Source organism: Pseudomonas sp. SZ40 (genome assembly GCF_052958135.1).
Genome location: NZ_JBQWIF010000001.1, coordinates 106,735 through 131,982, shown reverse-complemented (window position 1 = coordinate 131,982; position 25,248 = coordinate 106,735). Strand labels below are relative to the sequence as shown.

The window sequence follows — 25,248 nt, the reverse complement described above, 5'->3', positions numbered from 1 at the left end:
ATGGTGTTCACCAGCGAATCGTTGCGGGTATTTCTCGCCGTTATCGATCAAGGCTCGTTTTCCGCCGCAGCCCGTGCCCTGGGCCGGGTGCCCTCGGCAGTGAACATGGCGGTGTCGCAACTGGAGGCGGAACTGGACCTGGTCCTCTTCGACCGTTCGACCCGCAAGGCGCTGCCCACCCCTGCCGCTCGGGCCCTCGAGCCCCAGGCCAGGCAGGTGGCCAGCCAGCTGAACCTGCTCGATGCCCATGCGTTGCAATTGCACAAGGGCCTGGAAAGAAGGTTGGTCCTGGCGATGGCCCCGGAACTGCAAACCGGCGCCTGGAGTCGCCCGCTGACGACTCTGGCTCGGGAGTTTCCGACGCTGGAAATAGAGATACGCTCAGCCGCGCAGACCGATGCGGTGCGCATGCTCCACGAGGGCAGCGTGCAGGTGGCGTTGATGTTCGAACGCCCCGGCATCGACGAACGCGAAGCCTTTGCCGAGGCCGGTAGCCAGTTGCTTACCGCAGTCGCGGCGCCGGGTTACCCATTCACCAGTGAAGGCGAACCGCTGGACGAGGCGCACATGGCGGACACGCGGCAGATCGTGGTGGCCAGTGGCGACCCCAATGCCTCGGACCCGCAGATCGTACTGTCCCATCGCGTGTGGCTGACGGACAGCTACATGGCCACCCTCGATCTGGTGCAGGCTGGCATGGGCTGGGCCTACCTGCCACAGCCGCTGGTTCAGCCGATGATCGCCTCCGGCGTGCTGGCTGCGGTCAAGTTCGACAACATGGCCAGCCAGATACGCCTGTGGGTCGATGTCATCTGGTACAAGAGCCGACCGCTGGGCCTGGGGGCACGCCGCTACCTGCAACTGCTGCGCGAGCAGGTCGAGGCCGGGCCGGCGCGTTCGTAAGCACCCGCTCCGCTGCAGCGTCCGAACTTCATCGACCAACCGCCAACGCCCGTTTAGGCAACGACTCTCGGAAGGTTGCCCGAAGCCCAGGCAACCGGGACTCGCGCACCTGTGGCCTGGCCCGGATCGCTCACCGCATCGAGGCGCTCGATCTGCTCGGCCGACAGTTCGAGCGCCAGGGAACCCAGGTTATCGGTGAGCTGCGCCAGGGAACGTGGCCCGATGATCGGCACCGAACCATGGGTACCCGCCCAGGCAATCGCGACCTGCCCGGGGCTAACGCCCAGTTCACCGGCAACCGAGATCAGCGCATCGAGAATCTGCGTGCGCTGCTGCGAGTTCTCGGCCTGGAATACCCGGCCACCGAAGCCTTCGGCCCGGCCCTTCTCGCCGTGTCGGTATTTGCCGGTGAGCATGCCACCACCCAGCGGCGACCAGGTGACGATACCCAGCCCCAGCGCATGGGAAGCCTGGAACAGATCGGCCTCGGGGTCGCGATGCACCAGGCTGTGCTCGAACTGCGCCGCCGCGATGGGAAGCGCACGTGTCAGCTCGGCCAACGTAGCGGCGTGGGCGAGGCGCCAGGCAGGAAAGTTGGACAGGCCCGCGTAGAGAATCTTGCCGGCACGAGCCAGATCGTCGAGGCCACGAATCACCTCTTCCATGGGCGTGACAGCGTCGGGATGGTGCACCCAGTAGAGATCGATACGGTCGGTCTTGAGGCGCTTCAGGCTCGCCTCGACCGACGCGACCATCGCCTTGCGGCTGTTACCGGTGACCAGGCGGTTGGCATCGGCTGCCGCGCCGTTGGTGAACTTGGTCGCGAGGACGAAATCCTCGCGGCGCCCCTCCAACAGCGTACCCAGCAGCGCTTCGGACTGGCCGAACTGATACACGTCGGCTGTGTCGATGAAGTTGCCACCGGCTTCGGCGTAGGCGTTGAAAATGGCCTGGCTGGTATCAGGGTCGGCACCATAGCCCCAGCCGGTTCCAAAGTTGCCCGTACCCAGCGCCACCTGGGAAACCTGCAAGCCCGTTTTGCCGAACGTTGTGTATTTCATGCTGTTCTCCACCGCCGTCAGGCAGCCACTGTTAGAGGTCGATTAGCGCTATTGCTCAGGGCGACGAGGCACCACCAGATTGCCCACGGAAACCTGCACGACCTGGCCATCCTGATTCAGCGTGGTGGTGCGCATTTTCACCAGCCCTTGAGTAGGCTTCGACCTGGATGGCCGCACCTCCAGCACCTCGAGCTCCACGCGCAGCTCGTCACCGGGCCTGACCGGCAACGGCCAGCGCAGCTCATCGAACCCGGCACCGACGATGCCGCCCGCAAGTTTCGGCTCGCAGTCCACCAGCAGGCGCATGGTCAACGCTGCGGTGTGCCAGCCGCTGGCGGCCAGTGCGCCGAAGATCGAGGTGCTGGCAGCGGCTTCGTCGAGATGGAATGGCTGGGGGTCGAACTCGGCGGCGAAGGTCTTGATGGCCTCCGCGTCGAGGCGAACCCGGGTAGTGCCAACGAAGCGTTGACCCGGTTGCAGGTCGTCCAGGTAGTGGATGGTCATCTTCAGGCTCCCTCTTTTTCGGGCCGCGAGTGCGGCACCAACAGGTGTTCTTGGTGGCCGGACACCGCCAATGGCCGGCGACGTCAATCCGCCTTCTCGGGGAAGGCCGCGAGGATCTGCACGCGACAGGCGTCGATGATCTCGTCCGCCAGCGCAGAGTCGTCCGGGCAGGCGCGCGACAACACGATTGCCCCGACCGCCTGTGCGAGCTGGCCGATCATTTGCGCTCGCGCCTCCTGGCTTCGAGAGCCGTCCTGCTGCTGGAGCGTTGCCAGCAAACCCTCGATGCCGTCAGCGAATATCGCCTTGATCTGGTCAGGCTGACGCGCCGCATCGCCGCCGAGGGCGGCCATGGTGCAGCCAGGCCCACGGGCATCTCGGTGTTGTCGGGAAACGTAGAATTTGAAAAAGGTGGCCGCGTCCACATCGCTGCTGCGCTCCAGGGTTTTCGAAATCCCGCACGCAGCCGCTTCCGCCATCAGGTCGGCCTTGGAGCCGAAGTGCTTGTAGAACCCGCCATGGGTGAAGCCGGCGGCGGCCATCAGGTCGGCCACGCCCACTCCGTCATAACCACGATCACGAAACAGCGTTGAAGCGGTTTCGACGATCAACGCTCGGTTCGCCTGGGCCTGGGCCTTGGTGACTCGCATATCCACATGCCTCCTGGTGAATCGCCTATCGATGCGTCAAGCATACATTGATGTCGATCATAATCAAAAAATATTGACAATTAAGATTACGATCGACATCTTAATTGCACGACGCCCCGACGACGCGCGTCTCCCCCAATCAGCGAGAGCCTCCATGACCAGCCTTACTACCGTCCTCATCACCGGCGCTTCCTCCGGCATCGGCGCCACTTATGCACAACGCTTCGCACGCCGCGGCCATGATCTGGTCCTGGTGGCGCGTGACCAGACGCGCCTGGATGCCCTCGCGACCCGCTTGCGTGCAGAACATGGCGTCGCCGTCGATGTTCTCCAGGCTGACCTGACTCAGCCAGCCGATCTGCTGGAGGTGGAGGCGCGCCTGCGCGATGACGCACGGATCGGCGTGCTCATCAACAACGCGGGTGTGGCTCAATCCGGCAGCTTCATCGAGCAGACGGCCGACAGCATCGACCGCCTGATCACCCTCAATACCACTGCCCTGGCACGCCTTGCCAGCGCCGTCGCGCCCCGGTTCGCCGCAGCAGGTGCCGGTAGCATCGTCAACATCGGTTCGGTGGTTGGCCTGGCGCCGGAGTTCGGCATGTCGGTTTACGGCGCGAGCAAGGCCTTCGTGCTTTTCCTGTCGCAAGGGCTGAACCTGGAACTGGGCCCCAAAGGCGTTTACGTGCAGGCCGTGCTGCCGGCGGCGACCCGTACCGAAATCTGGGAGCGCGCAGGCATGGACGTCAACGCCCTGCCCGAGGTGATGGAGGTGGACGAGCTGGTGGACGCGGCGTTGGTCGGCTTCGACCGCCGCGAGCTGGTGACCATTCCGCCGCTGCACGACGAAGCGGGCTGGGGTGGTCTGGAAGCAGCACGCCTGACCCTGCTCTCCGGTATTCGACAGGCCCGTGCGGCCGAACGTTATCTGTCTCCCGAGGCTCAGTGAGGTCAACGACATGCAGCCATGGGTACTGATCACCGGCGCGTCGAGCGGTTTCGGTGAAGAATTCGCCAGGCAGTACGCACAGCTCGGGCACCGCCTGATACTGGTGGCGCGGCGCCTGGATCGCCTCCAAGCGCTGGCCGAGTCGCTGCGCCAGCAGCACGGTATCGAGGTCGTGGTGGAACAGGTCGACCTCGCGGATATCGAGGCGGTCCGTGATCTGCATCGCCGTTTGAATCAGCGCGGCATCGAGGTCGACGTGCTGATCAACAACGCCGGGCACGGGCTCCAGGGCCCGTTCCTGGACGGCCCGCTGGACTCCGCCCTGTCGATGATCGGGCTGGATATCGCCAGCCTCACGGCCATGACCCACCTGTTCGGCCAGGACATGCGCCGGCGCAAGCGCGGCAAGATCCTGCAGGTCGCCAGCATCCTGGCCTATCAGGGTGTCGAGAGTTTCGCGGTCTACTCGGCGGCCAAGGCCTACGTGCTTCGTTTCGGCGAAGCCTTGCACAGGGAGTTCAAGGCGGATGGCGTGACCGTCACCACGCTGTGCCCGGGCATGACCGACACGGGCTTCGCCAGCACGGCAAAGCAACGCATCACGCCAGCCCTGGAGGCCGTGATGATGAAGACGCCGCCCGTGGTGCGCGCAGGTATTCGCGCCATGAATGGCGGGCGTATCAGCGTGGTTCCCGGTATTGCCAACAAACTGAATGTCGTGTTCATGTGGGCGACGCCGCGCTGGCTTCACCAGGCCGTGCTGGCCCGAATAATGGCTGCGTGATCGTCAACGGTAATAACGAGATAACCCGCTTGGCGTCGCCAATTTTCCAGTTAACCGTACTTGCAGGTACCGCTGAGCTTTCAGCGGCCACTTATCCCAGATGGAGTGAGTCATGTCCGACGTTCTGTTCAGCCCCTTCAAGCTGAAAAGCCTGGATCTTCCCAACCGTATCGTCATGGCGCCCATGACCCGTGGCATGGCGCCCGAAGGCATTCCTGGCCAGGCGCATTCCGAGTACTACAGCCGGCGCGCTGCCGGTGGCGTGGGCCTGATTCTGACCGAGGGCACGGTGATCGACCGCCCGGCCTCGCGCAACATGCCGGGCATTCCATTCTTCCATGGCGATGCAGCGCTGGCTGGCTGGGCTGAAGTGGCCAAGGCCGTACATGCGGCCGGCGGTCGTATCGGCCCACAGATCTGGCACACCGGCTCGACCCGCTCCCGTGGCGAGTGGGTGCCTGATGCACCGGTCGAAAGCCCCTCCGGGCTGGTGGCCCCCGATGATCCGCGCGGCGTGAGCATGACCCTGGAAGACATCGCCGATACCGTGGCCGCATTCGCCAGCGCTGCGGCGGATGCCAAACGTCTGGGCTTCGACACGGTCGAGCTGCATGGCGCCCATGGCTACCTGATCGACCAGTTCTTCTGGCCGGGGACCAACACCCGTACCGATGCCTTTGGCGGTGCGACCATCGCCGAGCGTTCGCGCTTCGCTGCCGAGGCGGTACGCGCCGTTCGCGCGGCCGTTGGGCCGGACTTCCCGCTGATCCTGCGGGTCAGCCAGTGGAAACAGCAGGACTACGCCGCTCGCCTGGCGACCACGCCAGAGGAAATGACCGCCTGGCTGGCGCCGCTGGTCGAGGCCGGCGTGGATATTCTGCATTGCTCGCAGCGCCGTTTCTGGGAGCCGGAGTTCGCGGATATCGACGGCGAACAAGGCCTCAACTTCGCGGGCTGGGCGAAGAAACTCACCGGGGCAGCGACTATCAGCGTCGGCTCGGTAGGGCTCGATGGCGACTTCTTCGGCGCCTTTGGCGGCAAGGGCTCCGATGCCGCGGTGCTGGACAACCTGCACCTGCGCCTCGAGCGTGAAGAGTTCGACCTGATCGCCGTCGGCCGTGTGCTGATCTCCGACGCACAGTGGGCCAACAAGGTCCGCAACGGTGAGCCGCTGCCGGGCTTCAATGCCGCCGACCTCGCCACCCTGGCCTGATCGTCGCCGCGCAGCTTGCGCACTTGAAACGCCAAGGACCCGCAGCCGACGCTCCGCGCCCTTGGCGTTTTCCTCTCGTGCCGCGGATGCGGCAATTCACCACGCCGGCTGCACGTGCCAAACCTTACCGCAGTGGTAAAGTTCGGCCCCATGAAACTCGCCCGCGATGAACGCTCACTGATTGCATGGATGCTCTACGCCAGCGTCCTGTTCAGTCTGTTCGTCTGCGGGATTCATCATGGACAGATGAGCGGCCTCGCCCTCAGCGGTCTGAACGGTGGCTATTGCGCCTCTGGCAGTGACCACGGCCAGAGCTACGACGACGGCGGTTCCAGCCAGTCTCAGCAAATGAGTGCGCCGTTCAACTGCCCGCTGTGCTCCTCCTCTTCCCTGGCCGTCGCCGTCAATACCGCCAGCTGGAACATTGGCCATCTGCTCTCGGCACTGCCGTCGCCAATCGTCGCGCGCAGCCTGGCACAACCGCCACCGCGCTATCTATGGCCCTCCCTGAATCCCCGCGCCTCCCCTTTTCGCCTCCTCGCCGTGTGACCCAATCAGCCTGATTCCATCGGCCTGCGCCCGCGCGCGGCCGGGAAACAGCGTCACTTGTTCCGCGTGGAAAACCTTTGATGAACCCAACAGATACCACTCTGCCGCTACCACTCGCGCGCCATTCGGCGCCAACCGTCATGCTCGCCTGCCTGTTCGCCCTCACGCCGCTGAGCCAGGCCGTTGCCGACACCCGCAGCCCCGGCGATTCGGTCGTCACCCTGGGCGCGGTCAGCGTCGTTGCCGGGCAAGCCGGCCCGCTGGCCAGCCACAACATTCTCAGCTCGGTCGATGTGCTCGGCGCCGACATCCTCGAAAAGCAGCCGGTGCAATACAGCTGGGAACTGTTCAGCCGAGCGCCCGGCGTGATGCTGACTCAATTCAATCAGGGCACCACCTCCGGCAAGCTGTCGTTTCGCGGCTTCAACGGCGAGGGTGAGGTGAATGCCGTCAAGCTGCTGATCGATGGTATTCCCAGCAATACCAACGACGGCAACATGCCCTTCATCGACATGGTCTTCCCGCTGGAGATCGACAGTATCGAAGTGGTGCGCGGCACCAACGACCCGCGCTACGGGCTGCACAACATCGCCGGCAACGCCAGCATCAATACCCGCCAGGGCGGCAACGACGGCAAGTTGCGGCTGCGCTACGGCAGCTTCGACACCCGTGAGCTGCAACTGGTGAAGGGCGTCGAGGACGGCAACTGGAGCCAGAACTATTCGTTCAGCTACCAAGGCAGTGAGGGCTACCGGGATCATGCCAAGGCCGAGCGCATGAGCTTCGCCGGCAAGTGGTTCTATACCGCAGACGATGACGCCTGGCGTGCCGGCCTGATCGCCCGGCACTACACGGCCGATGCCGACGAAGCGGGCTACCTGAGCCGTGCCGACTCCCGCGAGCGGCCACGGCAGTCCTATGCCAACAACGCCACCGATACCGGTGAGCGGGAAATGAACCAGCTCAGCCTGCACCTGGATGCCAACCTGTCGCAGACCCTGAGTTGGGCCAGCAAAGCCTATGTGAACACCTTCGAAGACCGCCGCTGGACGCAGTACTGGCGCACCTCGTCGCAACAGGAACGCTACGCCGACGAAACCCAGTACGGCGCGCTGAGCAGCCTGACCTGGCGCCCCGAGGTGGAGCATCTGCATGCCTTCGCCCTTGAGGGTGGTGCCGAGGTACAGCGCCAGGAGAACGAAAGCCTGCGTTACCGAACGCAGCAGCGCAGCCGCGTGGCGCAGACCCGCGATCAGCAGTTCGACCTGAATGTTTACGGCACCTATGTGCAGGCGGTGATCGAGCCCACCGACACGCTGAAGATCATCCCGGCGTACCGGGTCGACAAGCTGTATGGCGGCTACGTCAATGGTTTGAGCGGTGAGCATGCCGACGTCAACGACTATGGCCTGATCAAACAACCGAAGATCAGCGTCGTCTACTCGCCCTGGGAGCAAGCCAGCCTGTACGCCAACTGGGGCCGCAGCTATCAGGTCGGTGTCGGCTCGGCGGCTTATCGCCTGGCGACCCTCAGCGACGACCTGAAACCCTCGATCAACGATGGCTGGGAAACCGGGATCAAGTTCAAGCCAGCCGCCTGGATCGATGGCCGTATCGCCTATTGGGAGCAGAAGGCGTCGGATGAAGTGCAGCGCAAGCTCAACGACGCGGTCGGCGATGCCGAAAACGTCGGCAAGACCCTGCGCAAGGGTTGGGATCTGCAGCTTAACCTGTACCCCACCGACGCCAGCAGCCTCTGGCTGTCCTACTCGCGGCAGTTCTCGGAGATCCTCGAGCCCAACCCCAACCTGCCAGCCAGCAAGGGCAAGGAGATGGATCACGTGCCCCATCACCTGTACGCCGCAGGCTCGACCTACCAGCTGACCCCTGAGCTCGAGCTGTCCGCCTGGCTCAACGGCCAGAGCGACTATTACCTGGAGCGCACCAACAGCACCGGCAAATTCGGCAATTACGTGCTGCTCAACCTTGGGGCGGTCTATCAGCTCACGCCCACCCTGAGCGTCGACGTGCAAGCCAAGAACATCACCGACCGCTACTACGAATACGCCTGGTACGACGACAGCGCCGGTGTGCAGCAATCGCTACACGCTGCCGGCGATGGTCGGGCGGTCTATGCAGGCTTGACGCTGGACTTCTAGAGGACGGCCATGGCCACGTAGCGACTGCATACGTGGCCATGCCGCGATGACGCTAGCTTGCCTCGCCCTGCTCTTCGTCACGCAACTGGCTGCTCAACCTGTCACAGCTCTCCGACCAGTTGCTCAACCAGTCGGGCAGTGGCGGCGATTGTTCGGGCAAATTCAGCTCCAGCGCGAACGCTCCTGGCGACACGTTACCATTCGGCCCGCGGAACAACCCGCGCATGATGACCATGCCCAGCACCCGGCCATCCTTCACGAAGCGGTGCTCGATAAAGCTCCATTTCTCATCCCAACCCAACATCCGGGTATGAATGTCGAACGATTGGAACAACTTCAGTTCGCGGCGAAACTTGCCCCATACGTCACCGACGATGGGCAGGGCACGATGCTTCAGGGCAACTCGAAACGCGCCGCTGCGCAGCACGTAATCCATGCGTCCGACATCGGCGAGGGTGAAGTAGCGACCGTTGGTGACATGCCGGTTCAGGTCCAGGTCCAACGGCCAGACGCGCATGCGCACCACCGTCGTTTCGAACGCGGAGACCGGGCGGCGCCAGGGGCGGCGCAGAAGCATCAGGAAAAGGCGAAACCAGAGATTCATGGAGCGAGAGCCTGCACGAACGAAAGAGCGTGCACTGTAAGCGCCGCTCGTCAGGCGAGGTAGCAGCAGAACTGCCTTACTCCATGGGATTTACGCAAACCAAGCCACGCTGAAACGCATGGACTGCAAGCCGATCATCGAACTGCTCATGCTAGCGGCGACTTCCCAGGCCGGGTGCGGGGCCGGAATGCCGTTCGGGCCATGGCCTGGTCGCTCGGCCAAGGCTGCGAAGCTCCTGCACCCTTTTGGTCTGGGCGATGAAATCGAGCATCACCGCCTGCACCAATGGCCCATTGGCCAACTGCGCGGTGCTCAGGCACCTGACACCCAAGCACTGGCCTTCGTTGGACATAGCCGTGAAGCATATGCCCGTAGGGCCTCTCTCGAGGTCCAGCTGGCAGCCCGTTTCCTCGGTAAATCTATTTATATATATGTCCATAAGCTTGTGAGGCGCATAGGCATAAATCGGTTCGCATTGTATCGATACCACTCGTCAGGGGTTCGCTTGCAGCGCCTGCCGGGCCGCTCGGAACCCGAGCGCTGATCACCCCACGCCCGTGGGCCCCTCGATGACCTGGCGCACCTTGCGAGCGAGGTCGTTCGGCACATAGGGTTTGGAGATCACGTCGAATTCGCTGCCACCGGCGTCGGTGCGCTCCAGGGAGTTTTCCGAGTAACCGGTGGTGAGCAGCACCCGTTGGCCGGGCTTGCGACGCCTTGCCTCGCGGGCGAGCATGACCCCATTCATGCCACCGGGCATGATCAGATCGGTGAACAACAGGTCGTAATCGGCCGCTTCGAGCATTTGCAAGGCTTCCCGAGCGTTCAGGGCGATCTCTGCCACGTAGCCGTAGTCCTCGAGCACCATCTTGGCCAGATCCGCGACATCGGGGCGATCCTCGACGACCAGCACGCGCTCGGTGCCATTGCGCTCGCCGGATCGCTCTTTCGACGGGCTGTGGATGACCTGACTGTCATCGGCTGGGAAATACAGGCGCAAGGTGGTGCCGACACCCTCCTCCGAATAGATTCTCACGGTGCCGCCAGACTGCTTGACGAACCCGTAGACCATCGACAGACCAAGGCCGGAGCCTTTGCCTTCCTCCTTGGTGGTGAAGAACGGATCCATCACCCGCTTGCTTACGCTCTCGGGCATGCCCATACCATTGTCGGTGATGGCGATGCTCACGTAGCGACCCGGCATCAGCCCGTCATAGGACATGCTGCCCAGGTCCTCGACCACCACGTTCTTGGTTTCGATATGAACCATTGGATGGTCGCGCCCTTCGAGAGCGTCGCGCGCATTGATGAGGATATTGAGAAAGGCGACCTCGGCCTGGGTCGGATCGATCCGGCAATTCCATAGCGAATTTTCCAGCGTCAGGCGCAGGTTCACCCTGCCCAGGGTTCTTTCGCCGAGTTCCTGGAAGCCATTGACCAGCCCATTGAGATTGAGCACCCGGCCTTCGAGCTTCTGCTTGCGCGAGAACGCCAGCAACTGCTGAGTCAGCGTGGCAGCGCGATCGGCGGCGTTGCGCGCATTGTGCACGCAGCGGCGGATGCGATCCTGATCGTATTCGGGTTTGCTCGCGGTGCGATCGAGCACCTCGAGATAACCGATCATCACCTGCAGCAGGTTGTTGAAGTCGTGGGCGATACCGCCAGTGAGCTGGCCAAGCGCCTCCATCTTCTGCGCCTGACGCAGCCCCTCCTCGGCATCGCGACGACGGCTGATATCGAGCTGCGAGGCGAAGAAATAGATCAGTTCACCGGCATCGTTGTACACCGGCGAGATGAACAGCGCGTTCCAGAACGTCGAGCCGTCCTTGCGGTAGTTGATCAGTTCAACGGCTATCTCCTTGCGCTGCGCGATGGCTTCACGCACCTGTGTGACGACGGAACGATCGGTTTCCGGCCCTTGCAGAAATCGGCAGTTCCTGTCGACGATTTCCTCGACGCCGTAGCCCGTCATCTCGAGGAACGCGTTATTGGCGAAGATGATCGGGTTATCGTCTCTATTCGGGTCGGTAACGATCATCGGCATGCGGGTGGTTTCCACCGCAGCGAAAAAGATGTTCTTGCCGGAAGCAGAGATATCGCCGGATGAGGAGTTATCGACCCGGAAGTTCTGTTTACCGCTGGTAGACATCGGCTTTACCTGTATGACTGTCGCAGCCAGCGAAGCGGCCACTCTGTATAATTCGAGCAAATGGCCATCAAGAAGTTCTACAGGCAATGCTGCATGTACAAGTTCGAGCAGCGTATGGCGAACTTATTGGCGACAGACCCTGCAGCCACGAAGTCGGCGGCGGTGCTGCGCTGAAACAATGAACCTGTGAACGCCAATGCCTCTAATGGCTAACTCCTGGCTGTCGCCCGTCCGCAAGCACAAGGTGCCCTCGTGCAATCCAGCAAAGATTTCGATTGGTCATCGACGCCGCTTGGCGCACTCGAGAATTGGCCAGCCGCGCTACGCACCACCTACGGGATCATGAGCACCAGCAGCTTCGCCATGTGCGCGACCTGGGGCCCCGAGCGGACGTTCATCTACAATGATGCCTATATCCCCTTTCTCGGCGAACGACACCCTGCGGCACAGGGTATGGACATAGCAGACGTATGGCCGGAGGTGTGGAGCACCATTGGTCCGCTGGTGGACAAGGTACTGAGCGGCGTGCCCATTCACCACCAGAACATGCACCTGGTGATGACCCGCAACGGCTACCCCGAAGACACCTACTGGACGTTTTCCTACAGCCCTCTGGAAGACGCCTCGGGAACGATCGCCGGCTTTCTCAATGTCGCCATCGAGACCACTCAGGTGGTAACGATCCAGCAACCCGCCATCGCCAACGCCGAACGGGTGCAACTGGCCCTCGCGGCAGGGGCCATTATCGGCACCTGGTTCTGGGATCTGCCCACCAACCGCTTCACCGTGGACGAGGCGTTCGCCCGCAACTTCGGCCTGGATCCCTCTCTGGGCCGTGATGGTCTCAGCTTGCAGCAGGTGGTCGAAACGGTTCATCCCGACGACATCGAGAGCCTGCTCGATGCCATCAGCGAGGCAATTTCCCGCGGCGGCCCCTACGCCCACCAGTATCGGGTGCGCCGTGCCGATGGCCGTTATTACTGGCTGGAGGCCAATGGGCGCGTCGAGCTGGCGGCCGATGGCAGTGGGCTGAGTTTTCCTGGCGTGCTGATCGACGTGGAAGAGCGACGCGCCATCGAGGGCGAGCGCGACCGTGCCATCGCCCGGGTCATGGCGCTCAACGATGAACTGGAGCAGAAAGTCATCGCGCAGACCTTCGAGCGTGGTCGCACCTGGCAGATAACGCCGGACCTGCTTGGCGTACTCAACGACGATGGCTTTTTCGAAGCCTCCAACCCCGCCTGGCAGGCGACCCTGGGCTGGACCGAAGAGGAACTGTCCAATACCCACTTCCTGGCATTCGTACACCCCGAGGACCAGGCCGATACGCAACGCGTCTGGCGGCAGATCAAGGAGGCTGGCGAGCCGGCACTGGGCCTGGAGAATCGCTTCTGCAGCAAGGATGGTGAATGGCGCTGGTTGTCCTGGGTGGCCGTGCCCAGTGGCGGCAAGACCTACTGCTCCGCCCGGGACGTGACCCGCGAGAAGCTCAACCGGGCCGAGTTGAAAAAGCGCACCGCCGAACGCGACCGCCTCTGGGAAAGCACCAATGACCTGATGGGTTCTGCCGGGCTCGATGGTTATTTCAAGACGATCAATCCTGCATGGTCACAATTGCTTGGCTGGGAGTCGGAACAGCTGCTTCGCGCGCCCTTCATGGACGTGGTGGTCGAAGAAGACCGGGCCGATGTCAGCGCCCTGATGCAACGCCTCGGCAACGGTGAGAAGGTCAGCGGCTTCACCAGTCGCCTGCGCTGCAAGACCGGTGAAGCACGCTCGTTCCTGTGGACGGCCGCGCCGGACGCACAAGGCAGCATCATCCATTTCGTCGGCCGCGACGTCACCGCCCAGCACATGGCTGAAGAGTCGCTGCGCCAGTCCCAGAAAATGGAAGCGATCGGACAATTGACCGGGGGTATCGCCCACGACTTCAACAACCTGCTCGCGGGTATTTCCGGCTCGCTGGAACTGATGCATCTGCGCATCGAACAGGGCCGCTTCCATGAACTGACCAAATACATGGGCTCGGCGGAAACCGCCACCCGCCGTGCCGCCGCCCTGACCCATCGCCTGCTGGCCTTCTCGCGCCGGCAGACGCTGCTGCCCAAGCCGACGGACGCCAACCTGCTGATCGCCGGCATGCTGGAGATGATCCAGCGCACCGTGGGCCCGGCAATCAGCCTGGAAAGCGAGTTGCTGCCCGACCTGTGGACCGCACTGGTGGATGCCTCGCAGCTGGAGAATACCCTGCTCAACCTGTGCATCAACGCCCGTGACGCCATGCCCAATGGCGGCGTGATCAGGACCACCACGCAGAACCTGTGGATAGACGCCAGGCGGGGTGCGACGCTCAACCTGCCCGAGGGCCACTACCTGAGCCTGGCCGTGCAGGACAATGGTGTGGGCATGTCGCAACAGGTGGTCGCCCGTGCAGTCGAACCCTTCTTCACCACCAAACCGATGGGAGAAGGCACCGGTCTCGGCCTGTCCATGGCCTACGGTTTCGCCAAGCAGTCCGGCGGCCAGATGCGCATCACCTCGACGGTGGGCGAAGGCACGGTAGTGACCCTCTACCTGCCACGTCATGACGGCAAGGCGGAAGTCGAGACGACGCCCTCCTCCATCGCCGGGCTCGAGCTGACGCCCGGGGGCAGTGGCAAGACGGCGCTGGTTGTCGATGACGAACCGGCGATCCGCATGCTGGTCAGCGAAGTGCTCGAAGAACTTGGCCTGCAGGTGATCGAAGCCGGCGACAGCGCCGAGGGCTTGAGCATTCTGCAATCGGAAACGCAGGTGGACCTGCTGATCAGCGATGTCGGCTTGCCAGGCGGCATGAACGGCCGGCAAATGGCCGATGCCGCACTGACTCGCCGACCGCAGATGCCCGTACTGCTGATTACCGGTTACGCGGAAAACTCACTGCTCACCGATGGCCAGTTACGCCCGGGAATGACGGTGCTGACCAAGCCGTTCACCCTCGATGCGTTGGCCTCGCGCATACGCGAGTTGATGGTCGGCTAACCGTCGACGCCTCTTCAAGGCTCAAGACGCATGGCCGCGCGATCGGCAGCTCGCGCGGCAAACCGCTCTCAGCCCAGAGCGTCCTCGTAGTCCTTGACGTAGTCGCTCGCCAGCGCGGTTTTCTGCTGCTGGGTGAGCATCTTGCCGGCCTGCTGGAAGAAGGTGTGTTCCTCGTCCTCCAGGTGATGGAAGATCTTCTCCTTCAGCTTGCGAGCGGTGGCGATCCACGAAGGGCTGGAAGGATCGGTTTCTTCCAGGGTCTCCAGCAGTTCGTCCATCTCGTGGTGCTCGGCGACACCGTGGCGCGAAAGATCGACACCGGAGTCGTGCTTCATCAGCGGCGAGTAGAAGAACCGCTCTTCCGCTCGCGCATGGGCGAGAAGCTCCTCTTTCAGCTCACGGTAATACTGGGCGCGCTCTGGCGAATCGCCCTGGGTGGCGACCAGCGCCTCGGCCATGGCCCGCTGGCGATCGTGGCTTTCTCGCAATGCTTCGAATATCTGCATGGGGTTCTCTCATCAGGTTACGGATTGTCCGTGGCCTTTCGAGGCCATCTGCAGAGTCAGACCGAGGCGGCAAAATCGTGGTTCAACCAATAAACGCGCGCGACCGAGCCCACCGGCACATGCAGCAGGACAAAAAGCAGTGGGTGTGAGTGGTGTATCAGTGCTGCGAAAGGATGGCGGTCAGCAGCCCGGGAAAGCGCGTATCCAGCTCGGCGCTGCGCAAGGAGTTCATGTGCGTGGTACCGATGTTGCGCGTATGCACCAGACCGGCATCACGCAGCACCCTGAAATGGTGAGACATGCTGGACTTCGGGCGGCCGCCATCGAGCTCACCACAAGTGGCCTCCGCCACACCGGCCAGGCAGCGAACGATCTCCAGGCGAACGGGGTCACTCAGGGCGTACAACAGACGCTCGAGTGTCAGGTCACGGGGATCGGGATGTTTGAAGGGGCGCATGGTGCACATGATAACGGGGCTATCGACAATTGCCATAGTTCGATTATGATCGAACAACAGTAACGAACGAATCAATCTGGAGTTAGCCCATGTCTGCGCTGTTCGAACCCTTCAAGCTGAAAGACGTCACCCTTCGCAACCGCATCGCCATCCCGCCGATGTGCCAGTACATGGCCGACGGCGGCATCATCAACGACTGGCACCACGTTCACCTCGCTGGCATGGCCCGTGGCGGCGCCGGCCTGGTGGTCGTCGAGGCTACCGCCGTTGCCCCGGAAGGCCGCATCACCCCCGGCTGCGCCGGCATCTGGAGCGACGAGCACGCCCAGGCATTCGTCCCGGTGGTGCAAGCAATCAAGGCCGCTGGCTCGGTGCCAGGCATCCAGATCGCCCACGCTGGCCGCAAAGCCAGCGCCAATCGCCCATGGGAAGGCGACGACCACATCGCCGATAACGATTCACGCGGCTGGGAAACCATCGCGCCATCCGCCATCGCCTTTGGCGCCAACCTGCCGAAAGTGCCGCGCGCCATGACCCTGGAAGACATCGCCCGGGTACGTCAGAACTTCGTCGACGCGGCCCGCCGCGCCCGTGACGCCGGTTTCGAATGGATCGAACTGCACTTCGCCCACGGCTACCTGGGCCAGAGCTTCTTCTCCGAGCACTCCAACCAGCGCACCGACGCCTACGGCGGCAGCTTCGACAACCGTAGCCGCTTCCTGCTGGAAACCCTCGCTGCCGTGCGCGAAGTCTGGCCCGAGCACCTGCCGCTGACCGCTCGTTTCGGGGTGCTCGAATACGACGGCCGTGACGAGCAGACCCTCGAAGAATCCATCGAACTGGCCCGCCGCTTCAAGGCGGGCGGTCTGGACCTGCTGAGCGTCAGCGTCGGCTTCACCATCCCCGACACCAACATTCCATGGGGCCCGGCCTTCATGGGGCCCATCGCCGAACGCGTACGCCGCGAGGCCGACCTGCCGGTGACCTCCGCCTGGGGCTTCGGTACGCCGCAATTGGCCGAAGAAGCGGTCAAGGCCGGCCACCTCGACCTGGTGTCCATCGGCCGCGCCCACCTGGCCGACCCGCACTGGCCGTACTTCGCCGCCAAGGAACTGGGTGTCGACAACGCCTCCTGGACACTGCCAGCCCCCTACGCCCACTGGCTGGAACGCTACCGCTAAGCGGCGATAGCGCGGTCGCCCGGCTGCGACGCCAGGTAGTTGATTCGAAAGCGGCGAAGCCGGCCAATATCCCTGGCCGGCTTTGCCGCTTTCAAGATGAGGTTTCTGACCGCTGCCGCTTGGCTCCGACTCTTTGTCCCTCCAAATCGGTTTCCTCCGGGTGGTTTCGCAATCACCGAAAGCCCGCCTGTGACTCCGCCAGCAAGGCCGAAAACAAGCGCGCCCGATCACCTCACAAGTTGCTTGCCGTTCATCGGCGGCACAGCGCATGATGCGGCCATTCCCTGCCTGCGGTACCTCCGATGCCCCATCGCCCTGCCCCCTTCCCGCTCGATGAGGAAGAACGTGTTCTTTCTCTGGAACACCTCGAGGTTCTCGACTCCGCTCCGGAGCAGGGCTTCGATGATGTGGTGCAACTGGCGACCACCCTGTGCGAAACACCGATCGCTCTGGTGTCACTGGTCGACCGCGAGCGGCAGTGGTTCAAGGCGTGCATCGGCCTGGAGGTCAGTGAGACCCATCGCGATCTGGCGTTCTGTGCCCATGCGATTCTCGAGCCCGAGGAACTGCTCGTCGTGGAGGATGCCAGCCAGGATCCGCGCTTCCAGCACAGTGCTCTGGTACTCGGCCCGCCCTACATCCGTTTTTACGCAGGTGCGCCGATTCGTACCGATGCGGGCCACCCACTGGGAACCGTCTGCGTGATCGACACACGACCACGTACGCTCAGCGCGGCGCAGCGCGTTGCACTACAGGCGCTGGCACGGCAAACCGCAGCGCTGCTGCAGTTGCGTCTGCTCGAAGTGCAGCGTGAACAGCGAGCCGGTGAGTTGATCGTGCAGTTGCAGCAGGCTCAGGCTCAACACCGCGAGGCTGAAGAATCGCTGCGCCATGCGCGGCGCGTGTCTTCTCTGGGAATGCTCACGGCGAGCATCGCCCATGATGTGAACAACCTGCTGCAAGTGCTGAGTGCCAGCCTGCAGATGGCTCATCTGCGTGCCCGTCGACCGGCGGACGTGGAGCGTTTCTGCCAGACCGGCCTGCAAGCGGTGGAGCAAGGTGGCATGCTGATCCGCCAGTTGCTGGCCAACGTGCGCCAGGACGGCCCGGAGCTGGCCTGCGTCGATATCAGCGAACGCATCGAAAGATCCCGTGACTTGTTCGCTGGCACCCTGGGCGATGCCATCGAACTGAGCTTCGACCTGGCGGCCAGAGACGTGGCGGTGATGTGCGACGAGGTGCAACTGCAGGCCGTGGTGCTCAACCTGCTCAGCAACGCCCGCGACGCCATGCAAGGCCGCGGTCAGGTGCAGATCGCCACGCGCCAGCAACAGGTCTCGGGGGACTCGCTGCTGGGCGACGGCACCTACCTGGTGCTCAGCGTCAGGGACACTGGCCCGGGCATGTCCGAGGAACTGGCGAGCAAGGTGTTCGACCCGTTCTTCACCACCAAGCAGGCGGGCCAGGGAACCGGGCTGGGGCTGGCCCAGGCGCGTGATTTCGCCAACGACACCGGCGGTGACGTGCGTGTCGAAACGGCGCCAGGCGCCGGCACCACCATGAACCTCTACCTGCGAGTGCTGGGCCGCATCAGCGCCGTCGGTCGAGCAGGTTGACCACCAGACGATCCAGCCAGCCCCACAGGCGCTGACGCAGACGCTTCCAGAACGGTCGCGCCTGCCACATCTGCAGGTCGACCTCACGGCTCTGCGGGAAGTCGACTTCGAAGCTCCGCTGCACCGCCTCGGTGAAATCCGCATCCAGGGTCTCGACGTTGGCATCCAGATTGAAACGCAGGTTCCAGTGGTCGAAGTTGCAGGAGCCGACACTTGTCCAGTCGTCCACCAGCACCATCTTCAGATGCAGAAACCGCGGGCGGAATTCGAAGATACGCACACCGGCCTTGAGCAATCGCGGGTAATAACGCTGACCGGCGAAGCGCACGGGTGGGTTGTCGGTGTGCCGGCCACTGAGTAGCAAGCGAACGTCGACGCCCCGCGCCGCGGCCTTGCGCAGAGCACGGCGCACTTTCCAGGTAGGCAGAAAATAGGGTGTGGCCAGCCATACGCGCTGCTGCGCGCCATTCAGGGCGCGGATCAACGACTGCAGAATATCGCGGTGCTGGCGGGCATCGGCGTAGGCCACCCTGCCCCAGCCCGCTCCGGCGGACGGCAGGTGGGGTAGCGGCTTGCGGTGCGGCGTGAGGTAAGGGCGCCAGGCGAAACGCGCATTGTTGGCCTGCCACTGACGGTCGAACAGCTGCAACCAGTCGGCCACCAGCGGCCCGTCGATCTCCACCATCACTTCGTGCCAGGCGCTTACCGGTTCGCTGGGCGTCCAGAACTCATCGGTAGAACCGGTTCCACCGACGAAGGCGACCCGGTCGTCGACCACCAGCAGCTTGCGGTGATCACGGTACAGATTGCGCGCCCCGCGGCGCCAGCGTATCGGGTTGTACCAGCGCAGCTGTATACCGGCATCGAGCATCGATTGCCGGTCCTGCTGGCCAAGCCCCTGGCAGCCGAAGGCGTCGAACAGACAGCGCACCACCACGCCCCGCCGTGCGGCTTCGCACAGGGCACGCAAGAGCGCGTCGGTACAGGCACTGCTGACCACCAGATACTGCTCGAGCTCGACCGTTTCCCGGGCCGCGTCGATGCACGCGATCATCCGCGGGAAAAAGGCAGGGCCATCGTTGAGCAGGGTGAAGCGATTACCTTCCCGCCAGGGAAATACCTGACCGGACATCAATCGTTCTCAGCGGGCAAAAGGTAGGACGACGGGCGCATGGCATTTCGGCCGAGGGCTAGGGATGCGCCACGATAGCCGCCCGCGAGCGCCTTGCAAAGCGCCACCCAAAGGCTGCCATGGGGCTCGTGCATCACTGCCGCTGGCCGCACATCCGACAGCGGCCTCCCACCATCACTCCCGTGCAGCGCTGGCAGTCGCCGTTCAGGGTGCCGCGGCGCCAACGCCAGATCTGCAGGAGGCGCTGCACAGCCCACAAGGCCCCGCCCGCCGGTAGCAGGGTCATCCAGGGAAAAAGCGCCCGCACGGTCGGCGCCCAGGATGCCAGCGCAGCCCCCTGCTGCGACAACAGCACCAGAGCCATCATCAGGATCGCGCCGCCGATGATGAGGATGAAGGGCACAGCCAGGTTTCTGACGAAGAACATCCGCGCACACGCTCAAGAACTATCGGGCGCCTATGGTAAGCAAGGTTGCGCAAAGACTGAACCTGATCGTTGGTCGCCCCTGTCACACAAGCATCATCGAAGCTTCACAGTGGTGACACCCGCCCTGCCTAGCCTGCAATTGTTTCCTGAGTTTGCTCAGGTCAGCAGGCCAATCCGGTTCGAGTGCGCAGCAACGCTGCCCCGACCGCAACGGAGGTAAGGCATGACCCAGAACGCCATGGCACCCGCGCGCAGCACCACTCCCCGTCGCCTGCAGGCAGAACGCCTGACCACCTCGCGCGCCCTGCGCGAAGCACAGGCCCTGCGCTTTCGTGTGTTCAGCGCCGAGTTCGACGCCAAACTGAAAGGCGCCGAGTTGGGCCTGGACATGGACGACTACGACCTGCACTGCCAGCACATCGGCGTGCGCGACCTGAACAGCGGCGAGCTGGTGGCCACCACGCGCCTGCTCGACCATCAGGCCGCAGCCGGCCTCGGCCGTTTCTACAGCGAAGAAGAATTCGCCCTGCATGGCCTGCGCCACCTGCAAGGTCCGGTGCTGGAGATCGGCCGCACCTGCGTGGACAGCGCGTACCGCAACGGCGGCACCATCGCCGTGCTGTGGGCCGAGCTGGCCGAAGTGCTCAACGAGGGCGGCTATCGCTACCTGATGGGCTGCGCCAGCATCCCCATGCAGGACGGCGGCATCCAGGCGCAAGCGATCATGCAGCGCCTGCGCGAGCGCCACCTGTGCACCGAAAACCTGCGTGCGGAGCCGAAAACGCCGCTGCCTGCCCTGGAGCTTTCCGGCAACGTCATCGCCGAGATGCCGCCACTGCTCAAGGCTTACATGCGTCTGGGCGCGAAGGTGTGTGGCGAGCCGTGCTGGGACAAGGATTTTCAGGTCGCTGACGTGTTCATCCTGCTCAAGCGTGACGAGCTGTGCCCGCGTTATGCGCGGCATTTCAAGGCGGCGGTCTGAGTGAAAACTTGCTGGCGGCAGCCGAGCGCGGTAGATAATGCGCCGCAGGTTGCCGCCAATGGCTCACGGCTGCGACCAGCGTACGCGTCCACCCACCGCCCTGCAGGTCAGAAACCGCCTATGAATAAACTGCGTTTGTATGTGCGTCTGATCCGCCTGCTGGTGGTGATCGCTGCAGGTACCCTGCTCGCCGCCTCGCTGGTTCCCATCGAACGGCTGACCCGCCGTGACCTGACGGGCCTGCGCCAGCGCATGACCCGCTGGTTCATGGCGCGCCTGAGCAACGCATTGCCCTTTCGGGTCAGCGTTAGCGGGCAGTTGCCGCAAAAACCCATGCTGTGGCTGAGCAATCACATTTCCTGGACCGACATTCCGCTGATCGGCATGCTGGCGCCGCTGTCGTTCCTGTCCAAGGCCGAAGTACGCACCTGGCCGATAGCCGGCTGGCTGGCACACAAGGCCGGTACGCTGTTCATCCGCCGGGGTGCGGGAGATGGCGGATTGCTGAATCAGCAGCTGGGCCGCCACCTGAACGGCGGCAGGCACCTGCTGATCTTCCCGGAAGGCACCACCTGCGATGGCACGGCACTGCGCACGTTCCACGGCCGTTTGCTGAGCAGCGCCATCGAAAGCGGCATTGCGCTGCAGCCTGTGGCCATCCGCTACCTGCGCGACGGTAAGCGCTGCCCCGTGGCGCCCTTCATCGGTGACGACGATATGCTCTCGCACCTGCTGCGCCTGATGAGCAGCGATGTCGCCGAGGTGCAGATCCAGTTGCTGGAGCCGATCGACAGCACTTCGGGCAACCGAAACGAACTGGCCCGTCGCGCCCAGGCAGCCGTCAATGCCGCGCTGTACGGCGCGGACCAAAGCCAGGATGCCGCGCAGGCGGCATGAGGCTCACGACTTTGCCAGCGCCTGATTTTCCGTGCGCAGCCAGCGCCTGAAAATCGGTTCGGCAAGGAACAACACCAGGAACAGGCGGATCACTTGCATGGCGGTCACCAGCGGTACCGCCAGTTGCAGCGTTTCCGCGGTCAGGCTCATTTCGGCGATGCCGCCCGGCATCATGCCCAGGGTCAGGGACTGGAAGTCCAAGCCGCTCACCCAGCCGATCAGCACGGCAGCGAGGAACGCCACCAGCATCATCGCCAGGGTGGTGACCAGCGTGCGGGCCAGGAAGGACGGCGCGTAGCGGAAGAAAGCACGGTTGAAGAAACAGCCCAATGCGCTGCCGATCATCAATTGTCCGACCTGACTGGCGCCAGCAGGCAGGGTGCTGCTCAGGTCAAAACCAATGCTGAACAGCGCGCTGATCAGCAGTGGCCCGAACAGCCAGGGGTTGGGCTGCTTGAGCCGCTGCAGCAGCCAACCGGCGCCCCCCGCCAGTGGCAGAATCATCGCCAGCCAGGGCCAGTCGGGGTTGGACGCGTGCAGGTGAACCTCACCCTCGCCCATCAGAAACTTGAACAGCGCCGGTACCAGCAATACCACCGCAACAACCCGCAGACTCTGCGCCGCCGCGACGCGGGTCAGCTCGGCACCATTGCGCGCGCCCAGGTTGACCATTTCTCCGGAGCCGCCAGGCATGCTCGAGAAGTACGCGGTCGCCATGGTTTCCCCGGTTCGGCGCATGAACCACACGCCGATGATGCTGCTCAGCACGGTGATCAACGCACCGATGACGATAGGTATCAGGTGCCCGGCGATCTGCCCGACCAGTGCCGGGGTGAAGTGCAAACCGATACCGATACCGATGATCCACTGACCAAATTTGCGGCCTCCGGGAAATGGTCGCAGCTGCCAGGCCGTGGCACAGCGCACCAGGATGACGGCGACCAGCGAGCCGATCATCCAGGGCAGCGGCCAGCCGATGGCGCTGGCGATCACGGCTCCGATCGCGCCAACCAGGGGCGTTCCCAGGTAATTCAGCCAGTGGCCTTTGAACATTGTTTTCCCTTGGATGGATACGACTGCAGTACCGCGATAACGCCACGTCGAGTGGCGCACCGCGAAAAAAGCCAGCTCATGCGGAGCGATCGGATCAGCCGACGTGGCTGATCGAGCGTCGATGGGCGCTGGAGAGAATCGGAGGCGACACAACGCGTATGCTCTTTGTCGTCACGCAGCTCATCCGATCACCGAAAAAACCAGATGAAAGCCCGCCAAAGCGATACTCATCGGTTACTCAGGGAATGCAATATTGATCTTAATTCAAACAAAAAACAATATTCGTTTATCGTAACGAAGCGCTGCAGCATCTTTGCGCGCAGCGGATTACGTAGCAGAATGCAGCGCCTGGCTGCTGAAATCGGCCAGTTCGACAGTGTCCCGGACGAGACTCGACGCCCACCGTAATGGCTCAGGAAAACAACACCCCGATGGTTCTCACCGCCTTGCAGAAACGCGTTGCCCGCGAGGTCATCGCCTACGTCCGCCACGAGCGCCTGCCCGTTGGCCATCACCTGGCGGAGTCCCATCTGGCGCAGACCCTGAACACCTCACGCACGCCGGTGAAGTTCGTCCTGAACCATCTCACCGAGCGCGGCATGCTCAAGCACGACCGCAACCGAGGCTTCTTCCTGGCCCGGGCAGCCGACGACCTCAACGATCTGGTGTTGGAGATTGCCGAAGCCGAAGAGAATTCGGTGTACATGAAATTCGTCGAGCTGCGTTTGTCACGGCAGCTCCCGGAGCACGTCAGCGAAATCGACCTGATGCGCCAGTTCGGTGTATCGCGCACCGAACTGCGCTCGGCGCTGCTGCGCATGCAGCAGGAAGGCTGGGCCGAACAGCGCACGGGCCAGGGCTGGCGCATGCTGCCGGTGATCGATTCGATAGAGGCCTACGAGGAAAGCTTCAGTTTCAGGGTCACCATCGAGCCGGCCGGTCTGCTCTCACCGACCTTTCAGGTCGACCAGAAGGTACTGGCGCTGTGTCGCCAGCAACAGGAATACATCGCCACGACCGGCTACCTGAGCATGACCACCCAGGAACTGTTCGAAGCCAATTCGAAATTCCACGAGATACTCGCCGGCTTTTCCGGCAACCGCTTTCTGCTGCAATCGCTGAAACGCCTCAATGGCTTGCGCCGCCTGGTCGAATACAGCGTGGACCTGCCCAGGCCGACGCGGCGCAAGCAGGTACTGGAGCATCTGGAAATTCTCGACCTGATCGAACGCGGCGACCGCCTCGGTGCCGCTGACCGCCTGCGTGCGCACCTGGAAGGTGCCAGACGCAACAAGCTCAACCCGGCCCTGCTCGAACGACTCGGCCTGCAGAACGAAGACTAGGGTGTGTTGAGGTTTCGCCCACGGCCCTTCGGCTCGCGCTGAAACGTCAACAGACCCTAGCCCCGCTGCTCGCGGGCGAAGGCCATGAGCTGCGGGTAGAACGCGCGGAAGTCCTCGCTCAAGGGCTCGTACAGACGGCGCAAGTCGTCCAGCCCGCCATCCAGCAAGCCAGGCCGCGACAGGCGACGCGACATGCCGGCGATCACCTGGCCAAGCACCTCGAAATCCCGATAACTGCCCAACCAATCCTGAGCGGCCATACGCGGCGCCATGTACTGCAAGTGGCCAGGCAACTGCGCCTCGGCGGCCAGTATCTGGTAAACGCGGGTGGTAAAGCGATCCAGCGGCTGCTCGCTGTAACGCTGCCAGTCCCGCGCCAGGCAATGGTCGAAGAACAGATCGAGGAAGATCCCGGCGACCCGGCGGCGCTCTGCGGGAAAGCGCGCCCGGGCCTGGGCCTGCAGCGGATGGCTGTCGGTAAAGGCGTCGATTCGCCGGTGCAACGCGATGCCCGCTTCGATGGTAGCCGGCCACTGTCCGGTCAGCGGCCCTTTGACGAAATCGCCGTACAGGCTGCCGAGCAGTTCGGCGGGCGCGTTTCCGCCCAGATGCAGATGTGCGAGGTAGTTCATGTCCGGCAGCTTAAGGCCTGGGCCTGCCACTGGCGAGATGCCGCCCATCACACCGGTCGATATGCATTATCTGCCTGAACGATCTGTATATCGCCAAGTCCCGATATAGAGTTCGCTGTATCGCGATATTGCGTTGCACCGATATCAGGAGAACCGATGAGCAGCGACGACATCGAATTGGATGACGTCATCAAGGCCCTGGCCCACCCGGTGCGCCGGGACATCCTGCGCTGGCTCAAGGAGCCCGAGGCGTATTTCGCCCAGCCGGATCACACCTTCGACATCGGCGTGTGTGCCGGCAAGTTCGATGAGCGCACGGGCCTGTCGCAATCCACGGTATCGGCACATCTGGCCACCTTGCAGCGTGCCGGTCTGGTGACCAGCCGCAAGGTCGGCCAGTGGAATTTCTTCAAACGCAACGACGCAACCATCGATGCCTTCCTGCGCCAGATCGGCCAGGCACTCTGATTCTCCGG

General features: G+C 63.3%; 24 protein-coding genes. 13 read left to right on the top strand and 11 right to left on the bottom strand.

Going from position 1 to position 25,248, the window contains the following annotated elements:
• A complete protein-coding gene (locus ACT9T4_RS00605; RefSeq protein ID WP_499115021.1) occupies positions 1–903 on the top strand; it encodes a LysR family transcriptional regulator in 903 nt (300 codons plus the stop codon).
• 53 nt (positions 904–956) lie between these two features.
• Here ACT9T4_RS00605 and ACT9T4_RS00600 read toward each other — a convergent pair whose 3' ends face one another.
• The 3 genes from ACT9T4_RS00600 to ACT9T4_RS00590 all read right to left on the bottom strand — a co-directional run bounded on the left by ACT9T4_RS00600 (position 957) and on the right by ACT9T4_RS00590 (position 3,118).
• Complete coding sequence (locus ACT9T4_RS00600; protein WP_499115020.1) at positions 957–1,964, bottom strand: aldo/keto reductase; 1,008 nt, start codon at positions 1,962–1,964, stop codon at positions 957–959.
• Between the two features lie 48 nt (positions 1,965–2,012).
• The gene (locus tag ACT9T4_RS00595) at positions 2,013–2,468 is read right to left on the bottom strand and encodes a MaoC family dehydratase (protein WP_042551775.1); all 456 of its coding nucleotides are present in this window, start codon (positions 2,466–2,468) and stop codon (positions 2,013–2,015) included.
• A gap of 83 nt (positions 2,469–2,551) precedes the next feature.
• Positions 2,552–3,118, bottom strand: a complete 567-nt coding sequence (locus tag ACT9T4_RS00590) for a TetR/AcrR family transcriptional regulator (protein WP_042551776.1) — start codon at positions 3,116–3,118, stop codon at positions 2,552–2,554.
• A 154-nt stretch (positions 3,119–3,272) separates the two neighbouring features.
• On the opposite strand from ACT9T4_RS00590, the gene ACT9T4_RS00585 reads away from it, so the two are divergent.
• From ACT9T4_RS00585 to ACT9T4_RS00565, 5 genes are all read left to right on the top strand, one after another.
• A complete protein-coding gene (locus ACT9T4_RS00585) occupies positions 3,273–4,067 on the top strand; it encodes an SDR family NAD(P)-dependent oxidoreductase (protein WP_179538887.1) in 795 nt (264 codons plus the stop codon).
• A 10-nt stretch (positions 4,068–4,077) separates the two neighbouring features.
• Positions 4,078–4,851 carry an SDR family NAD(P)-dependent oxidoreductase gene (locus ACT9T4_RS00580; RefSeq protein WP_179538888.1) on the top strand — a complete coding sequence of 258 codons (774 nt, stop codon included), beginning with the start codon at positions 4,078–4,080 and terminating at the stop codon, positions 4,849–4,851.
• A 112-nt stretch (positions 4,852–4,963) separates the two neighbouring features.
• Positions 4,964–6,064, top strand: coding sequence for an NADH:flavin oxidoreductase (locus ACT9T4_RS00575; RefSeq protein WP_042551779.1), 1,101 nt, complete (start codon positions 4,964–4,966; stop codon positions 6,062–6,064).
• A gap of 150 nt (positions 6,065–6,214) precedes the next feature.
• Positions 6,215–6,613, top strand: coding sequence for a DUF2946 domain-containing protein (locus ACT9T4_RS00570; RefSeq protein ID WP_042551780.1), 399 nt, complete (start codon positions 6,215–6,217; stop codon positions 6,611–6,613).
• Between the two features lie 140 nt (positions 6,614–6,753).
• Complete coding sequence (locus ACT9T4_RS00565) at positions 6,754–8,772, top strand: TonB-dependent receptor (protein WP_499115256.1); 2,019 nt, start codon at positions 6,754–6,756, stop codon at positions 8,770–8,772.
• 52 nt (positions 8,773–8,824) lie between these two features.
• On the opposite strand, the gene ACT9T4_RS00560 is transcribed toward ACT9T4_RS00565, so the two are convergent.
• On the bottom strand, positions 8,825–9,376 hold the full coding sequence (locus ACT9T4_RS00560) for a thioesterase family protein (RefSeq protein WP_042551782.1): 552 nt from the start codon (positions 9,374–9,376) through the stop codon (positions 8,825–8,827).
• 544 nt (positions 9,377–9,920) lie between these two features.
• Complete coding sequence (locus tag ACT9T4_RS00555; protein WP_179538890.1) at positions 9,921–11,525, bottom strand: histidine kinase famiy protein; 1,605 nt, start codon at positions 11,523–11,525, stop codon at positions 9,921–9,923.
• Between the two features lie 252 nt (positions 11,526–11,777).
• Here ACT9T4_RS00555 and ACT9T4_RS00550 point away from each other — a divergent pair, with 252 nt between their 5' ends.
• Positions 11,778–14,546: a PAS domain-containing protein gene (locus tag ACT9T4_RS00550; RefSeq protein ID WP_499115019.1), complete on the top strand. Its 2,769-nt coding sequence runs from the start codon at positions 11,778–11,780 to the stop codon at positions 14,544–14,546.
• Between the two features lie 68 nt (positions 14,547–14,614).
• Here ACT9T4_RS00550 and ACT9T4_RS00545 read toward each other — a convergent pair whose 3' ends face one another.
• Complete coding sequence (locus ACT9T4_RS00545) at positions 14,615–15,052, bottom strand: hemerythrin domain-containing protein (RefSeq protein ID WP_042551785.1); 438 nt, start codon at positions 15,050–15,052, stop codon at positions 14,615–14,617.
• A 157-nt stretch (positions 15,053–15,209) separates the two neighbouring features.
• Positions 15,210–15,545, bottom strand: a complete 336-nt coding sequence (locus ACT9T4_RS00540; protein ID WP_082045663.1) for an ArsR/SmtB family transcription factor — start codon at positions 15,543–15,545, stop codon at positions 15,210–15,212.
• Between the two features lie 53 nt (positions 15,546–15,598).
• On the opposite strand from ACT9T4_RS00540, the gene ACT9T4_RS00535 reads away from it, so the two are divergent.
• Together ACT9T4_RS00535 and ACT9T4_RS00530 are read left to right on the top strand one after the other, a co-directional pair.
• Entirely contained in the window at positions 15,599–16,690 is a 1,092-nt protein-coding gene (locus tag ACT9T4_RS00535; protein WP_042551786.1) for an NADH:flavin oxidoreductase/NADH oxidase, read from the top strand.
• 302 nt (positions 16,691–16,992) lie between these two features.
• The gene (locus ACT9T4_RS00530; protein WP_042551789.1) at positions 16,993–18,306 is read left to right on the top strand and encodes a sensor histidine kinase; all 1,314 of its coding nucleotides are present in this window, start codon (positions 16,993–16,995) and stop codon (positions 18,304–18,306) included.
• Here the strand turns inward: ACT9T4_RS00530 and ACT9T4_RS00525 are convergent.
• Positions 18,281–19,438 (bottom strand): phospholipase D-like domain-containing protein, encoded by a 1,158-nt coding sequence (locus ACT9T4_RS00525; RefSeq protein ID WP_042551790.1) that lies wholly within the window; start codon positions 19,436–19,438, stop codon positions 18,281–18,283. The genes ACT9T4_RS00530 and ACT9T4_RS00525 overlap by 26 nt on opposite strands.
• A 133-nt stretch (positions 19,439–19,571) precedes the next feature.
• A complete protein-coding gene (locus ACT9T4_RS00520; RefSeq protein WP_499115018.1) occupies positions 19,572–19,865 on the bottom strand; it encodes a hypothetical protein in 294 nt (97 codons plus the stop codon).
• Positions 19,866–20,088: 223 nt separating this feature from the next.
• Here ACT9T4_RS00520 and olsB point away from each other — a divergent pair, with 223 nt between their 5' ends.
• Both olsB and ACT9T4_RS00510 read left to right on the top strand, forming a co-directional pair.
• Positions 20,089–20,847: an L-ornithine N(alpha)-acyltransferase gene (gene olsB / locus ACT9T4_RS00515; RefSeq protein ID WP_042551792.1), complete on the top strand. Its 759-nt coding sequence runs from the start codon at positions 20,089–20,091 to the stop codon at positions 20,845–20,847.
• Between the two features lie 120 nt (positions 20,848–20,967).
• Positions 20,968–21,744 carry a lysophospholipid acyltransferase family protein gene (locus ACT9T4_RS00510; RefSeq protein WP_499115017.1) on the top strand — a complete coding sequence of 259 codons (777 nt, stop codon included), beginning with the start codon at positions 20,968–20,970 and terminating at the stop codon, positions 21,742–21,744.
• 3 nt (positions 21,745–21,747) lie between these two features.
• Here the strand turns inward: ACT9T4_RS00510 and ACT9T4_RS00505 are convergent, their stop codons facing one another.
• Positions 21,748–22,797 carry an AbrB family transcriptional regulator gene (locus ACT9T4_RS00505; protein WP_179538895.1) on the bottom strand — a complete coding sequence of 350 codons (1,050 nt, stop codon included), beginning with the start codon at positions 22,795–22,797 and terminating at the stop codon, positions 21,748–21,750.
• A gap of 431 nt (positions 22,798–23,228) precedes the next feature.
• On the opposite strand from ACT9T4_RS00505, the gene ACT9T4_RS00500 reads away from it, so the two are divergent.
• Positions 23,229–24,140, top strand: a complete 912-nt coding sequence (locus tag ACT9T4_RS00500) for a GntR family transcriptional regulator (RefSeq protein ID WP_499115016.1) — start codon at positions 23,229–23,231, stop codon at positions 24,138–24,140.
• A 56-nt stretch (positions 24,141–24,196) separates the two neighbouring features.
• On the opposite strand, the gene ACT9T4_RS00495 is transcribed toward ACT9T4_RS00500, so the two are convergent.
• Positions 24,197–24,772 carry an acyl carrier protein phosphodiesterase gene (locus tag ACT9T4_RS00495; protein WP_042551862.1) on the bottom strand — a complete coding sequence of 192 codons (576 nt, stop codon included), beginning with the start codon at positions 24,770–24,772 and terminating at the stop codon, positions 24,197–24,199.
• 156 nt (positions 24,773–24,928) lie between these two features.
• Between ACT9T4_RS00495 and ACT9T4_RS00490 the strand changes: the two genes are divergently transcribed.
• Positions 24,929–25,240 (top strand): ArsR/SmtB family transcription factor, encoded by a 312-nt coding sequence (locus ACT9T4_RS00490; RefSeq protein WP_042551796.1) that lies wholly within the window; start codon positions 24,929–24,931, stop codon positions 25,238–25,240.
• Positions 25,241–25,248 lie beyond the last annotated feature (8 nt).

Excerpts from the sequence above, each read along its gene's own strand:
- ACT9T4_RS00540 (WP_082045663.1), bottom strand. The coding sequence starts at position 15,545 with ATGGCAATTGTCGATAGCCCCGTTATCATGTGCACCATGCGCCCCTTC.
- ACT9T4_RS00510 (WP_499115017.1), top strand. The coding sequence starts at position 20,968 with ATGAATAAACTGCGTTTGTATGTGCGTCTGATCCGCCTGCTGGTGGTG.
- ACT9T4_RS00590 (WP_042551776.1), bottom strand. The coding sequence starts at position 3,118 with ATGCGAGTCACCAAGGCCCAGGCCCAGGCGAACCGAGCGTTGATCGTC.
- olsB (WP_042551792.1), top strand. The coding sequence starts at position 20,089 with ATGACCCAGAACGCCATGGCACCCGCGCGCAGCACCACTCCCCGTCGC.
- ACT9T4_RS00495 (WP_042551862.1), bottom strand. The coding sequence starts at position 24,772 with ATGAACTACCTCGCACATCTGCATCTGGGCGGAAACGCGCCCGCCGAA.
- ACT9T4_RS00500 (WP_499115016.1), top strand. The coding sequence starts at position 23,229 with ATGGTTCTCACCGCCTTGCAGAAACGCGTTGCCCGCGAGGTCATCGCC.
- ACT9T4_RS00600 (WP_499115020.1), bottom strand. The coding sequence starts at position 1,964 with ATGAAATACACAACGTTCGGCAAAACGGGCTTGCAGGTTTCCCAGGTG.
- ACT9T4_RS00530 (WP_042551789.1), top strand. The coding sequence starts at position 16,993 with ATGCCCCATCGCCCTGCCCCCTTCCCGCTCGATGAGGAAGAACGTGTT.
- ACT9T4_RS00575 (WP_042551779.1), top strand. The coding sequence starts at position 4,964 with ATGTCCGACGTTCTGTTCAGCCCCTTCAAGCTGAAAAGCCTGGATCTT.
- ACT9T4_RS00560 (WP_042551782.1), bottom strand. The coding sequence starts at position 9,376 with ATGAATCTCTGGTTTCGCCTTTTCCTGATGCTTCTGCGCCGCCCCTGG.
- ACT9T4_RS00520 (WP_499115018.1), bottom strand. The coding sequence starts at position 19,865 with ATGTTCTTCGTCAGAAACCTGGCTGTGCCCTTCATCCTCATCATCGGC.
- ACT9T4_RS00605 (WP_499115021.1), top strand. The coding sequence starts at position 1 with ATGGTGTTCACCAGCGAATCGTTGCGGGTATTTCTCGCCGTTATCGAT.
- ACT9T4_RS00580 (WP_179538888.1), top strand. The coding sequence starts at position 4,078 with ATGCAGCCATGGGTACTGATCACCGGCGCGTCGAGCGGTTTCGGTGAA.
- ACT9T4_RS00570 (WP_042551780.1), top strand. The coding sequence starts at position 6,215 with ATGAAACTCGCCCGCGATGAACGCTCACTGATTGCATGGATGCTCTAC.
- ACT9T4_RS00585 (WP_179538887.1), top strand. The coding sequence starts at position 3,273 with ATGACCAGCCTTACTACCGTCCTCATCACCGGCGCTTCCTCCGGCATC.
- ACT9T4_RS00490 (WP_042551796.1), top strand. The coding sequence starts at position 24,929 with ATGAGCAGCGACGACATCGAATTGGATGACGTCATCAAGGCCCTGGCC.
- ACT9T4_RS00505 (WP_179538895.1), bottom strand. The coding sequence starts at position 22,797 with ATGTTCAAAGGCCACTGGCTGAATTACCTGGGAACGCCCCTGGTTGGC.
- ACT9T4_RS00535 (WP_042551786.1), top strand. The coding sequence starts at position 15,599 with ATGTCTGCGCTGTTCGAACCCTTCAAGCTGAAAGACGTCACCCTTCGC.
- ACT9T4_RS00555 (WP_179538890.1), bottom strand. The coding sequence starts at position 11,525 with ATGTCTACCAGCGGTAAACAGAACTTCCGGGTCGATAACTCCTCATCC.
- ACT9T4_RS00565 (WP_499115256.1), top strand. The coding sequence starts at position 6,754 with ATGCTCGCCTGCCTGTTCGCCCTCACGCCGCTGAGCCAGGCCGTTGCC.
- ACT9T4_RS00595 (WP_042551775.1), bottom strand. The coding sequence starts at position 2,468 with ATGACCATCCACTACCTGGACGACCTGCAACCGGGTCAACGCTTCGTT.
- ACT9T4_RS00545 (WP_042551785.1), bottom strand. The coding sequence starts at position 15,052 with ATGCAGATATTCGAAGCATTGCGAGAAAGCCACGATCGCCAGCGGGCC.
- ACT9T4_RS00525 (WP_042551790.1), bottom strand. The coding sequence starts at position 19,438 with ATGTCCGGTCAGGTATTTCCCTGGCGGGAAGGTAATCGCTTCACCCTG.